Source organism: Chitinophagales bacterium (assembly GCA_041392475.1).
Lineage (GTDB): Bacteria > Bacteroidota > Bacteroidia > Chitinophagales > UBA2359 > JAUHXA01.
This window is the reverse complement of record JAWKLZ010000001.1, coordinates 1,205,751-1,219,965: the sequence shown is the minus strand read 5'-3', so window position 1 is coordinate 1,219,965 and position 14,215 is coordinate 1,205,751. Positions and strand designations below refer to the sequence as shown.

The window sequence follows — 14,215 nt, the reverse complement described above, 5'->3', positions numbered from 1 at the left end:
AAATTAAAACTCATAACCATCATTCCTAAGCACGCCTTGGCTATTAGTAACAGCCTCCTCTGGAATCGGAAAAATATAGCGGGCTACACCTGGTTTTGGACCTTCATCAATATAGTTTCTCCAGTCCTTGATAATCCATTCTTGATAAGTAGTATTATCGTTATGGAGGGCAAGAAGCCATGATTCCCGTGTCCAACTATCGTCTGGTGCAGCAGAAATCTTTTTGTTCGGATTTAATACCGTAAAGTGACCGCTTGCGTTGAGTTTCCAATAAATGTAATCGGGTAAATCTGCATAAGGACCTGTACCGTTGAAAGCAGAATCTGCCATATCTTTAAGGGTTTGAACCGTTTCAGCCATTTTTTCTGAATAATTGCCCCAACGGATCAGTTCATATTTACGGATCATCTCACCACCAAACTCCCATGCTCTTTCATCAACAATTGCATCGAAGAAAGCTTCTTTGCTAGCTGAAATAGTGGAAACATAATTGTCTACTTTGGCATCCCAATATTGGCTATCAAATGCACGACGACGTACTCGTTTGAAAGACTCTTGTGCGGCAGCAGTAGGGCCATTCAATTCATTCTCGGCTTCTGCATGCATCAATAAAACATCGGAATATCTTAGCATTGGCCAGTTAATGCCAGTACCTTTTGCAGAAGATGCTCCAGGACCTTTATCTAAATAATAACGGCTCCACTTACCTTGCGAAATATTTGAAATGCCACCGTTGACAAATTCCTCTACAAAATCGGTATTTACTCGATAGTAGGCGCAGGTTACATCACGTCGGGTATCCAATGTATCAAAAGAGTAGTAGTACGATGGAGGTATAGCCATGTAGTTATTGCCTGAGCCATAATCATGTGAAGCTGTAGCACCGCCTACGACTGTTACTCCAATGTTCCAACCCACATCACCATTGCCGATGGCGAATGGTACTTCAAACAGTATATCGTCATTGGTTGGAGTGATGAATTTAGCATTGTTAAGGAATACTTGACGGAAATCTTCTGGCAGTTCTCGATCTTTCAAAGCCATCAGTTTTTCGGTGTACTTTTTGGCGATTTGATAGTATTCTGCATAGTCACTTTGGCGTTCCATGTTCAATTCAGGTGTCAAATAGTATCCCCCTCTTTGTAGGGCAATCCGAGCAATCAATGCAAGCGTGTATTCTCTGTTAACCTGCTCAATACCATAAGATACTTCATCAGCCCAAAGCATTTTTTCTTCAATATCAATCATATCGTCAATAACTTGCGATAATATAACATTGCGGTCTTCTTTTGGGAGAAAGAAATCATTACCTGCTTTTGGTGCTAAACGTACATTGGGTACATTCCCAAAGTAGTAGGTCAACATACTGTACCAATAGGCACGAAGCGTATAAGCCTCACCTAATAAATGATACATTGTTTTAGAAATCAAAACATCGTTAGAATTTAGAGCTGCACTTGCTTCAATTCCTTCAATGGCAATATTAGCATCTCTAATAGCGGTGTAAGCAGCATTCCAAAACTGACGCAAGTCACCATTGCTAGACAGTGCGTTCAAGTCCCAGATTTGATATCGGTCACCAGAACTTGTCCATCCGCTTTGACGCTCGATGTCGGTGTTGCCAGTCATATTATTAGATAGCCTTGAGCGAAATCCATCTACGCCAAACTGTACATAAATTGCATTTACTCCTTTACGGGCATCATCTACATTGGAGAAAACATAGTTGGTATCAAAAGTGGAAATAGAGTCAGGCTCTAAAAAAGTATCTTCGCATGAGGTTAATGTCATTATCAGTATAGCGAAGAATATTATATAATTTGTAATTTTCATATTATTATAGATTTTAAACGGTTCAAATTAAAAGGTTACATTTAGTCCAAAAGTAACTGAACGACTTCTAGGGAAGGACGAATAATCAACACCCGGTGTAAGCGCAGCAAAAGAAGAGCTTCTACTTGTACTTACCTCAGGATCGTAACCTGTATATTTTGTCCAAAGATGAAGGTTGTTACCAGTCACATAAAAACGAAGGCTAGAAACTCCCACCTTAGATGTCAAATCAGAAGGTAAAGTATATCCGAGACTTAAGTTGTTCAAGCGTAAGAAAGAACCATCTTCTACTGCCCAGGAATGGATAACTGCTTGAGCTACACCATAGCTGTTGTGTGACCAGATTGTTTTATCGGCATTCAACTCTGCTAATTGGGTCAAATCTGTTACTATTTCACCAGCTGTACCTGTATAGCTACCATCAATATCAATGTAAGTGAAGCGGTTATCGGAATTCATAGTATTGAGAAGATTCCCATAAGTAACTCTACGAAACTGATTGTATTGGATTTTACCTGTGTTGTACACATCATTTCCATAAGACCAGTTGAAGAAAACACTGGCATCAAAGCCTTTGTATCGAGCGTCAAGGCCAAATCCTCCTTGGTGCTTGGGTAGTGTATTGCCAATTACAGTTCGGTCATCGCTATTGATGACTCCATCGCCATTTAAGTCTTGTAGTTTTAAGAATCCTGGACGCAAGTTTGTATTACCAACAGTAGATCCTGAATTAGGCACACCATCTGCTAAAGTATAGCTATCAGTCACAGCATCATAACCAGTGAAATCACTAGTAGAGTAGTAACCATCCGTCACATAACCATAGATATCGCCCAATGTACCACCGACCTCTAAGTAGAAATCATCTTGATCTTTTAGGTCAGTACTTGCCCAGTTAGATTGGAAGAAGCGAGAATCAGTACCGTCCAACTCTTCTATTTTTGCTCTGTTGATACCAAAATTGAAATTAGCAGATAGAGAAAAGTCTGGTTTACTAATGATATAGGTAGTAAGTCCCAATTCTACACCTTGGTTAGAGGTACTTCCGATATTGTTCCATTGAGTACTAAAACCTGTATTGGAAGGAATGGCAGACTGTAGAAGCAGGTCGTCAGTTGTATTTTTATAAACATCAAAGCTACCGAAGATTCTACCTTCAAATAAGGAAAAGTCCATACCTAAATTGCGATTCGTGGTTGTTTCCCATTTGATAAACGGATTGTACAATGTATTGCTGGAAGGGGTATAATAAACATTATCCACATTGCCAAAACCAGGTCCACGATTTGTAGAACCTTCAAATAAGAATTGAGTGGCAGTCGCATCAATCCGATCATTGCCCGTTTGGCCATAGCTTGCACGTAATTTTAATTCTTCAATGAAATTAGCATTTTGTAAGAAATCTTCTTTTGATAATTTCCAAGCAAAGGCAAGGGCGGGGAAATATCCAACTCTATTGTCTTTTGCAAATTTGCTTGATGCATCCGAACGCATAGTTGCCGTAAGCAAATAACGGTCGTTTAATTGGTAGTTAATTCTACCAAAAAATGAAAGTCTATTGTCCTCAGTAAACTCTTGGGTTTCATGTCGGTCAGTACGACCGAATGTCATATTCGCAAATAACTCCTCTGGTGTAATAGACAAACGAAAATCTTCTGCACGTACAAAGTCGGAACTACCCCCGTTTGAATAAATTTCATGACCTACCAAAAAGTCGAGGCTTTGGTTGGTTAAGGATGTCACCTTATAAGATACAGTGTTCAACCAACGATAAGAATCACGTTCTATGTCGGTCTTTTGTCCCAAAGGTAAACTTCCACCATTGTTGAAGGATTCGCCTGTCAGTGGACCATAGAAGCGAAGTCTTGTGTCAAATGTTTTAGATCCAGTGAAGGTTGTCTTAAGATCAAGATTATTAATAGGATTCCAGTTAAGGGCTGCATTGAATATATAGTCATTTGTTGTTCTTTTTCTCCAATCTTGTTTAACGAGCTCAGTTGGGTTGACCAGACTCATCAAAAATGTTTGGTAGTCATCGTTTTCACCCAAGGCATTCAAGTCAATTTCAAGTTCATCTGCAATTCCGTTTACAGGACGAGTCTGTACGGCATCCTTAATGGTTATTTGGGAAGACCCAGAGGTTCCTGCGCCATCGACTACTGTTTTGCTGACTCTTGTGGAAGCCTCAAAAGTCAATCTATCAGATAATTTCTGATTCAGTTTGAAGTTAAGTGTATTTCTCTTATAACCAGAACCAATCATCAAACCTTCGTCTGTATTATTGGTTAGGCTCAAACTCAGCTTGGTATTCTGCGTACCTCCACTCAAACTAACATTGTGGTACTGTGATAAATTGGGGTCGCCAAACAATTCCTCTTGCCAGTCGGTAGGACGTTTTTGCTGATACAGTTCAAGGTCATCATATTTCCCATAAAATTTCTCAAAATTTCGTAGGTCAGCATCTGAACGTAATTTAGCATATTCATAATTCGCAAGTACATACTCATAAGGCGAAAGCACTTCATATCTCCTGTCTTCAGGCAAGTATTTGTACTGAAGGAAATTATTATAAGAGACCGAAATCTTTCCAGCCTTTGGTCTCTTTGTTGTAATCACTACCACACCATTAGATGCTTGAGCCCCGTAAATAGCAGTGGCAGAGGCATCCTTCAAAACATTTATACTTTCAATGTCTGTTGGTGGTATATCACGGATACTAGGCACAATAAAACCATCCACCACATAAAGTGGTGAATTATCTTGGGTAATAGATCCTCCCCCCCTGACTCGGATAACTACTTCCGCATCAGGAGAGCCATCAGTGGTTAGTACATTGACCCCCGGTAAGCGACCAGTTATCGCCTCTGCTGCATTGGTAATAGGGATTCTTGAAAGCTTTTCTCCTGATACGGATGCTACTGAGCCGGTCAGATCTGACCGACGAACAGTGCCATAACCTACCACAACGACTTCGTTTAGTAAGGCATCATTCACCGCCAACACAATATTCATTTGGCTGTTGTTTCCAACTACTTTCAACTGTGTTTCATACCCTGTGTAGGAGAATTGTAAAGTGTCACTCGGGGATGCTTGTAATTCGTAATTGCCATCGTAGTCTGTTACCGTTCCCTTGCTAGTGTTTTTTATTAAAATGGTGACACCAACCAGAGTTTCACCTTCCTTAGAAGTAACAGTACCCTTTACTGTGTTTTGTCCATAGGCTGTAAAACTTCCTAATGAAGAAAAGCATAGTAACAGGATAAAAAATGATTGTAGAGTTTTAAATTTCATAAATTGAAAATTTTATGATGTTGTATAAAGCAAAATTTGTCTGGCAAATATATGATAGAAAGTCGAAAACAAAATTCCTAATAGTATGCAGGATTTCACATTCTAATCGCCAATTTTAACCTAATTCAGTTTTCATTAAATTTGATAACCAAATCATTGCATTGATACACAAATTGTACAAATAATATCAGGTTTCATAAATTTCATGTTAGTTTAGATGAAGTTGGATGTGTACTTCGTTTTAGTCATTGCAGAGTGCAGAACCGACTAAACTAACACAGTATTCATATTTTCATATATCAAAATTGCTGACGACTTTTTATAGAAGAATGAATGAAACTGTTCTTATAGTATTCCTTGATATTTATAGTACAAAGACGTTGCGAAAGGTATGGAAGTTGCATCTTCCAATTGTTGGGCAGAGGTAATTGAAGAAAGGGTTTCATCTTACAAAGTCAAGATGTAATGGAAAAAGATTTTGTAAAATATTATGAGGGCAACATAAAAACAGGAGATACGCCCTTAACTGAAAGTGGGTAAGGAATTTTACTTCAATTAGTCATAACTTCAGAACAATTTTTGATGGAAATACCACAATGTCTGAGCATTGGCTTATGGAGTATTGGAGTTGAAATTTAAAGAGTCTGAATTTGACATTGTGTAAGCATTGCAGATTGGTTAGGAAAATCTGCTCCAAATGACTACAAACTTGGGGCAAACTGGTATGGAAATCGTCCTGAGCAATCAACAAGGAGCAAAAACCGTATTCAAAGTATCGAGAAGAGTCTCTATTGGACTGGGCAAAAGATGTAAGTTACTTAAATAGCCCTAATAGACCAATTAAGATTTTAATCAATTCTAAATCAGGTGATTATTGTGCTTTGAATTGATGCTTACTCTTATTCCCCCACATTTTTTACCACCACATAAAAATCCCGCATGGCCCACTCCAAGTTTTTCTCCTTCATCTTCTTCAATTTCATGCTTTGCCACTCCGAAGTAGGGTAAATCGTTTGCCATTCACCCGTATTATCTTTGTATTTGAAGGGCAAATCAAAACCAACCGCATCTGCTTCCCAACGGTAATCGACCATCAAATTTTTACCCTTTTTGGTAGTTTTGAACTGTAATTGTGGCACAGAAGTATAGTCGAGATATTGAGCGAAAATATGTGAAAAATCTTTTCCCGTTTTTTCATTGATATATTCGATGATATCTTTTCGGGTTACGATGCTGTATTTATAGTCCGTTTGCAGTCCCTTCAAAATTTCGTGCCACAAATCATCATTGCCTACGGCATGACGAACAGTATTGAGCATCAACATTCCTTTGTTGTACATGTCGCCATTTCCTTCATGATTTACTCCATAAGGCCCCTGCACAGGTTCACGGTTGCCGATTGTAGGTTTTTTGGCATTCACATAATCCATCGCTTTTTCGTAGCCAAACATGCACTCTACATATAAAGATTCGGTGTAGGTACAAAAGCCTTCGTGAATCCACATATCACCTATGTCGAAGGAGGTCAAGTTGTTGCCCCACCATTCATGACCTGCTTCGTGGATAATAATATAATCGAAAGTCAAGCCAATGCGTGAAAAATCAGTTCCTGCATAGCCCGTTAAATAGTCGTTGCCATACGCAATCCCGCTTTGGTGTTCCATACCCAAATAAGGAGTTTCAATCAGCGCAAAACCATCCCTCCAAAAAGGATAGGGGCCGAGCCATTCTTCATAACATGCCATCATGGGAGGCACTTGCTCAAACTGTTTTTTGGCTTTCTCCAAATTGTAAGACAAAACATAATAACGTAAATCCAAAGTACCTTCTGTTTCACTTACATAAGTGTCATTGAAGTTGGCAAAATCTGCAATGGTTATTGAAGCATTGTAGTTGTTGATAGGGTAACTCACAAACCATTCATAAGTCGTCCAATCTCCATTTTCAACCGTACTTCTCAAACGTCCATTGCTCGCCATCACCAAATTAGAAGGAACTGTTCCTGCAATCCGCATACTATCAGGCTCATCGCTTTGATGGTCTTTAGTAGGCCACCAAGAACTCGCCCCAAAACCTTGACATGCTACTCCCACAAAGTGATTGCCGTTTTTGTCTTTGTTCCAAACAAAACCACCATCCCACGGCGCACGTATTGCAACAGTTGGAGTACCAGAATAATAGAAAGTCAATTCTTCTATTTCACCAGGTTTTATCAATTCGCCCATTTCGATAAATACTGCATTGAACTCACGTTTGTACCCCAATTTGCGGTCTTTATATACAATGCTATCAATGTTCAGATTGTCAAATAAATCCAATTGCATGACAGGAAAGGATTCATTTACCAAAAAATGGATTGTATTGAAGCCTTCAATGGTTTGTTTATCAGGATCTACTTTGATATTCAGGTCATAAAACGTGACATCAAACCAAGTCCTTTCAGGGCGAAGACTTCCTCTAAGCGAATCGGCACGGGTAAAAGTAGGTTTGTTGCCGCTCAATGGACTTTGTGCAAACATATTGAAGGGCAAAAGGGTTATGAGTGTGGTCAGTAAGAAAAGACTAAGGTTTGATTGTTTCATTGTTGAATTGCTTTGACAGTTAAATGGCTATAATTGCTCAATTGCTTCACTGTTACATTGTTTTATTACTATTTCTATGGGAAGATAGCCAAAATATCAACTATCTAACCATTCAACAGTTTAACCATTGAGCATAAAAATACAAAAAACTCCTTCGATGTTACAAAGATTGTTTGCTTTAACCATACCAATTGTACTTTTACTGCTAATTGATAGCTATACTTTTCAAGCCTTCAAAACAGCAACACACCAAGTATGGGTGCATTACGCATATTGGGTGATTACTATGTTTGCCTATCTCGTTTTGGCAGTGGGCATTGTGACAGGGTTTCGGACTTGGAACAAAAAGGTGCGATCTTATATAGGCGGCTTTTTTATGAGTATTTACCTCGCCAAATTTGTCATTATTGGTTTTTTGATGATTGACGATGTAGTGCGGTTGGGGCGTTGGTTTTGGATGGTGTTTTTGGGAGAAGGAAGCACACCGATTGAACGCATTAAAATCATCAGTCAAATCGGTTTGTTTGCGGCAAGTATTCCTTTTGTCGCCATGCTAAAAGGCATGATTCACAATGCCCATAACTACCTCACCCGCAAGCATACACTTCAAATTGATCACCTTCCCAGTGTTTTTGAAGGCTTCAAAATCATACAAATATCAGACATTCATACAGGTAGTTTGGTCAACAAAACGGCCGTTGAAGGTGCTATTGAAACCATCAATGCTTTGGAGGCAGATATTGTGTTTTTCACAGGTGATTTGGTCAACAATTTTGCCGCAGAAGCCCAGCCTTTTGTGGATATTTTCAAAAAAATCAAAGCTAAATACGGTGTTTACTCGATCACAGGGAATCACGATTACGGCGATTATTCGAGGTGGGAAAGTGAAGAAGCAAAACGCCAAAACTTTGAATTACTGATAGATACACACAAGCGCATGGGTTGGAAATTGCTGCTCAACGAACACGCAATCATTGAAGTAGGAGGGAAGCAGTTGGTAATTATTGGTGTTGAGAATTGGAGTGCCAACAAACGTTTCCGCAATTACGGAGATTTGGCGAAAGCCTACAAAGGTGCAGAAAACGCTGACCTTCAATTGTTACTTTCTCACGACCCTTCTCATTGGCGCGCCGAAGTGCTTCAGTTGTATCCCAAAATTGCAGCTACTTTTTCTGGACATACACACGGTTTTCAGTTTGGTATCAATACCCGCTTTTATAAATGGAGTCCTGTGAAATATGCTTACAAAGAATGGATGGGTTTGTATCAAGAAGGAACGCAATATTTGTATGTAAACCCAGGATTTGGCTATGTAGGTTATCCTGGTCGTGTGGGATTTTTGCCAGAAATAACCGTTGTGGAACTGACTTCTAAGACTTAAAATGAAAGACGAAAGATTTTTGAAGTTTTTTTGATAAAATTTTGATTATCAATTATTTTTTGTGTTTTTAAAACGAACTTCAAAAGTCTCACATCACTATCATCTTCAATTCTTTATTTGAATTTGAGTTTTACCAAGTAGGATAAAACCTTTCTTTTGTCTTTCTACTTTTGTTTTTCGTCTAAAAAGGCAATTTCTACCACTCCCGTCAATCCAATTTTCTTCAATTTCGCCACTCTAATATCGTTCACCAAGCTTTCGTCAAAAGGTACTTCAATCTTCACATAATTGTCTGTAAAACCGTGCATCATAGTGCCTTGTTTTTCTCCTTCAAACAAAACTGGGCGAACTGTATCCAAATGTTTTTCGTAAAAATGTCGGCGTTTCTTTTCCGACAATATTCTGAGCATTTGACTGCGTTCTCTGCGTACATCCAACGGCACAACAGGCGAAAGGCTCAAAGCGTGTGTGTCTGCTCGTTCGGAATAGGTGAAAACGTGGAGGTATGAAATATCCAAATCATTCAAAAAACGATAAGTATCTAAAAAATCTTCGTTGCTTTCGCTCGGAAAACCCACAATCACATCCACGCCAATACAGGCATGGGGCATGAATTTTTTGATGGTTTTCACCCTATCCGCATACAATTCTCGTTTGTAGCGACGGCGCATTGCCTTCAAAATCTTGTTGTTGCCCGACTGCAATGGGATGTGGAAATGAGGCATGAATCGCTTCGACTGGGCCACAAATTCGATGGTTTCGTTGGTCAATAAATTGGGTTCAATGGAGGAAATGCGAAAACGAGCCACAGGTACTTCATCCAGTGTTTTCACCAAATCCAAAAAAGTGACTTCTTTATCCGTTCCATCGTTCATTCTGCGCCCATAGTCGCCAATGTTCACACCCGTCAAAACGATTTCCTGAATACCCATTTCAGCAATCTTATGAGCATTTTTTACCACATTTTCGATGCTGTCACTACGGCTTTTGCCCCGAGCAAGTGGAATTGTACAAAAGGCACATTTATAGTCACATCCATCTTGCACCTTGAGGAAAGAACGGGTACGTTCGCCTACCGAATAAGCATCCACAAAAAAGTTGGCAGCTTCAATTTCGCAGGAAATGAACTGCCCTTTTTTCTGTTTGGTAAGATTGTCGAGGTGTTCTACAATGTTGAATTTTTCGGCAGCTCCCAAAACCAAGTCAACGCCCGGTATTTCAGATATTTCTTTGGGCTTCAATTGGGCATAACAGCCAACGACTACGATGTAGGCATCGGGTGAGTGCTTCAATGCTTGCCGAATCACCTTCCGACACTTTTTGTCGGCATTGTCGGTCACGGAGCAGGTGTTGATGACATAGACATCTACCTCTTTTGCTTCAAAAAAGTCAACGGTCTCAAAACCTCCTCTTTCCATCAAACGGCTGATACCCGAGGTTTCGGAGTAGTTCAGTTTGCAGCCCAAAGTATAGAAAGCTACTTTCTTGGTGCTGGTGTTTATTGCAGTATTTGTTGAAGTATTCACAGGCGCAAAGATAGGGAATTATTGAAATAGGAGGTAACACCTTAGAAAGATAGATGGTGAGTGAAGTAAGGAATAAGATACTTTTGAAGATAAGGAACTTATCCTTAATTTTATATTGACAACCAATTGTCGTAGTTATTTGTCTTTCTTTCCCCCCAACATTCTGTATATTTGCACAGTTTTTTGGAAAAGAAAGGCAGAAAGAACAATGACAACAACCGATAAAGCAAAATACAGACAGGTAAAGCGTTTGAATTTACCAGAAATAGAGGCAGAAATATTGGCCTTTTGGGAGAAGCATGAGATTTTTGAAAAGAGCATTGATATTCGCAAAGGCAACAAGCCTTATGTGTTTTATGAAGGACCTCCTTCTGTGAATGGAAAGCCTGGTATTCATCATGTTATGGGGCGAGCTATCAAAGATTTATTTTGCCGTTATCACAGTTTGAAGGGCGAGCAAGTACATCGAAAAGCAGGGTGGGATACACATGGTTTGCCAATTGAATTGGCAGTCGAGAAGACTTTGGGCATCACCAAAGAGGACATTGGAAAGAGTATTAGCGTTGAAGAATACAACCAAAAATGCCGAGAAGAAGCCTTGAAGTACCAGGCATTGTGGGGCGATATTACCCTCAAAATGGGATATTGGGTGGATATGGACAATCCCTATGTTACTTTTGAAAACGAATACATCGAAACGCTTTGGTGGATATTGAAGCAGTTTTATGATAGAGGTTTGCTCTACAAAGGTTATACGATTCAGCCCTTTTCTCCTGCGGCAGGAACGGGTTTGAGTACCCACGAATTGAATCAGCCAGGTGCGTATAGAGATGTAAAAGACGTTTCGGCAACGGCACAGTTCAAGGTGATTCACAATGAACAATCGGATCTGCTCTACGAAAAAACGGAGGAAGGCGCAAGTGTGTATTTTTTGGCGTGGACGACAACACCGTGGACGCTTCCTTCAAATACGGCTTTGGCGGTGGGTGAAAATATCACTTACCTGCAAGTCAATACCTTCAATTCCTATACTTTCAAGCCAATTAGTGTCATCATTGCTAAAGATTTATTCAGCAAATACTTCAATGCCGAAAATGCTGCATTGCCTTTGGATAGTTATGAGGCGGGCAGCAAAAACATTCCTTACGTTATTGTAGGAGAAATGGTTGGAGCAGCTTTGGAAGGTTGTAGATATGAGCAGTTGTTACCCTACGCACAGCCTGAAGATGGCGATGCTTTTAAGGTAATCTTGGGTGATTTTGTGACGACCGAAAGTGGAACGGGTATTGTGCATATTGCGCCAAGTTTTGGGGCGGACGATATGCGTATGGCGAAAAAATATGGTTTGGGTTCGCTGACTTTGGTGGACAAACAAGGGCGTTTTGTGGAGGCAGTGACGGATTTTGCAGGAGTGCCTGTGAAGAATTACGATGATGTGCCAGAAAAAGAATACCGTGCGGTGGACATTGACATTGTGGTGAAATTGAAGACTGAAAACAAGCTGTTCAAATCCGAAAAATACAATCACTCTTATCCGCATTGCTGGCGAACTGACAAACCGATTATTTATTACCCTTTGGATTCTTGGTTTGTTCGCACGACCGAACACAAGGCTCGAATGGTGGAATTGAACAAAACCATCAACTGGAAACCTGCTGCAACGGGTGAAGGGCGTTTTGGAAATTGGTTGGAGAATTTGGTGGACTGGAATTTGTCTCGTTCTCGTTTTTGGGGAACGCCTTTACCAATCTGGCGTACCGAAGATAGTAGTGAGGAAATTTGTATTGGTTCGATTGACGAATTGGCTGCAAAGGTGGATGAAGCCGTTGCAGCGGGTTTGATGGCGGATAATCCTTACTATGAAATAAAAGATGGTGAGAGGGTGCGAAAAGCAGATTTTGATTTGCACCGTCCTTATATTGACCGCATTGTGTTGGTTTCTTCAACGGGTGAACCGATGCAGCGTGAAGCAGATTTGATTGATGTGTGGTTTGATTCGGGGGCAATGCCTTATGCTCAGTGGCACTATCCGTTTGAGAACAAAGAAAAATTTGAAGAAAACTATCCTGCAGATTTCATTGCAGAAGGAGTGGATCAGACTCGTGGGTGGTTTTTTACGCTTCATGCTATTGCTACGATGTTGTTCGACCAAGTTTCTTATAAAAATGTGGTGTCCAATGGTTTGCTATTGGATAAGAATGGGGTGAAAATGTCGAAGCGATTGGGCAATACGGTGGATCCTTTTGAAGCGATTGAAAAATATGGGGCAGATGCCAATCGTTGGTACATGATTTCGAATTCGCAGCCGTGGGACAATTTGCGCTACGATATTGAAGGGGTACAGGAGGTGCAGCGTAAGTTTTTCGGAACGCTTTTCAATACTTATTCTTTTTTCAGCTTGTATGCTAATGTGGATGGATTCACGTATGAGGAGGCGGAAATTCCTGTGAGTGAACGCCCTGAGATTGATCAGTGGGTGATTTCGATGCTTCATTCGTTGGTGAAAGAAGTGGATGCGTTGTATGCAGATTATGAGCCGACTCGTGCGACTCGTTTGATTCAGGATTTTGTGAACGATCATTTGAGCAATTGGTATGTGCGTTTGTGTCGCCGTCGTTTTTGGAAAAGTGAGAGCAATTCGGACAAGTTGGCGGCTTACCAAACTTTGTATCAATGTATGGAAACGGTGCTGCAATTGATGTCGCCTGTTGCACCTTTCTTCTCTGACTTCTTGTACCAAAACTTCAACAATGCGACTCAAAAGCAAAAGGCCGAATCTATCCATTTGACAGACTTCCCTGTGGCAGATGATTCGTTGATTGACAAAGCATTGGAGGAGCGTATGGAAATGGCCCAGACGATTTGTTCGATGGTTTTGGCATTGCGTAAGAAGGTGAATATCAATGTTAGGAAGCCTTTGCAGAAAATTCTTGTGCCTGTGTTGGAGGATAGCAAACGGACGCAATTGGAGAAGGTAGAAGACTTGATTTTGTCGGAAATCAATGTGAAAGAGGTTGAATATGTGAGTGATACGAGTGGAATTGTGACGAAAAGCATCAAACCTGACTTCAAACAGTTGGGTCGAAAACTGGGTAAAAAGATGAAGGCGGTCAATATGGCTTTTCAGCAGTTTACCCAAGCCGATATTGCCAAAATCGAAGCTGAAGGGGTGTATGAGGTCGAGGCGGATGGTGAAAAAATTGGCATTAATTTAGAGGAAGTTATCATAAGTTCAGAAGACATTCAAGGTTGGTTGGTCAACACGATGAACGGTTTGACGGTTGCTTTAGATGTGACGATTACGGAAGATTTGAAGCAGGAAGGTTTTGCAAGAGAACTAGTAAGCCGTTTGCAACGTTTAAGAAAAGACATGGATTTTGAACTGACTGACCGTATTGTTGTAACTTTTGAAACACACCCATCTCTCCAATCTGTATTAGCACAATTTGGAATGTATGTCTGCAATGAACTATTGGCAGATGAACTTCTATTGGCGGAAAACTTAACGGATGCTACTACAATTGAAGCGGATGATGTGACGTTAAAAGTGAAAATCGGAAAAAACATTCTTTAGATAACTTTAATTATAACTAAGACCTAAA

The 14,215-nt window shown here is 40.2% G+C and carries 6 protein-coding genes; 2 read left to right on the top strand and 4 right to left on the bottom strand.

Features of this window, described 5'->3' with window-relative positions:
• Positions 1-3 precede the first annotated feature (3 nt).
• The 3 genes from R3E32_04470 to R3E32_04460 all read right to left on the bottom strand — a co-directional run bounded on the left by R3E32_04470 (position 4) and on the right by R3E32_04460 (position 7,706).
• Positions 4-1,833 carry a RagB/SusD family nutrient uptake outer membrane protein gene (locus R3E32_04470; GenBank protein MEZ4883974.1) on the bottom strand — a complete coding sequence of 610 codons (1,830 nt, stop codon included), beginning with the start codon at positions 1,831-1,833 and terminating at the stop codon, positions 4-6.
• 27 nt (positions 1,834-1,860) lie between these two features.
• Positions 1,861-5,124 (bottom strand): TonB-dependent receptor, encoded by a 3,264-nt coding sequence (locus R3E32_04465; GenBank protein MEZ4883973.1) that lies wholly within the window; start codon positions 5,122-5,124, stop codon positions 1,861-1,863.
• An 899-nt stretch (positions 5,125-6,023) separates the two neighbouring features.
• Positions 6,024-7,706 carry a M1 family metallopeptidase gene (locus tag R3E32_04460; GenBank protein ID MEZ4883972.1) on the bottom strand — a complete coding sequence of 561 codons (1,683 nt, stop codon included), beginning with the start codon at positions 7,704-7,706 and terminating at the stop codon, positions 6,024-6,026.
• 157 nt (positions 7,707-7,863) lie between these two features.
• Here R3E32_04460 and R3E32_04455 point away from each other — a divergent pair, with 157 nt between their 5' ends.
• Entirely contained in the window at positions 7,864-9,087 is a 1,224-nt protein-coding gene (locus tag R3E32_04455) for a metallophosphoesterase (GenBank protein MEZ4883971.1), read from the top strand.
• A 164-nt stretch (positions 9,088-9,251) separates the two neighbouring features.
• Here the strand turns inward: R3E32_04455 and mtaB are convergent, their stop codons facing one another.
• Positions 9,252-10,613, bottom strand: coding sequence for a tRNA (N(6)-L-threonylcarbamoyladenosine(37)-C(2))-methylthiotransferase MtaB (gene mtaB / locus R3E32_04450; GenBank protein ID MEZ4883970.1), 1,362 nt, complete (start codon positions 10,611-10,613; stop codon positions 9,252-9,254).
• Between the two features lie 208 nt (positions 10,614-10,821).
• Between mtaB and ileS the strand changes: the two genes are divergently transcribed.
• A complete protein-coding gene (ileS, locus tag R3E32_04445; GenBank protein ID MEZ4883969.1) occupies positions 10,822-14,187 on the top strand; it encodes an isoleucine--tRNA ligase in 3,366 nt (1,121 codons plus the stop codon).
• The last annotated feature ends 28 nt before the right edge of the window (positions 14,188-14,215 follow it).

Bases quoted from the DNA above. Each gene is read 5' to 3' on its own strand.
- R3E32_04470 (MEZ4883974.1), bottom strand. From the start codon at position 1,833: ATGAAAATTACAAATTATATAATATTCTTCGCTATACTGATAATGACA.
- ileS (MEZ4883969.1), top strand. From the start codon at position 10,822: ATGACAACAACCGATAAAGCAAAATACAGACAGGTAAAGCGTTTGAAT.
- R3E32_04465 (MEZ4883973.1), bottom strand. From the start codon at position 5,124: ATGAAATTTAAAACTCTACAATCATTTTTTATCCTGTTACTATGCTTT.
- R3E32_04455 (MEZ4883971.1), top strand. From the start codon at position 7,864: ATGTTACAAAGATTGTTTGCTTTAACCATACCAATTGTACTTTTACTG.
- R3E32_04460 (MEZ4883972.1), bottom strand. From the start codon at position 7,706: ATGAAACAATCAAACCTTAGTCTTTTCTTACTGACCACACTCATAACC.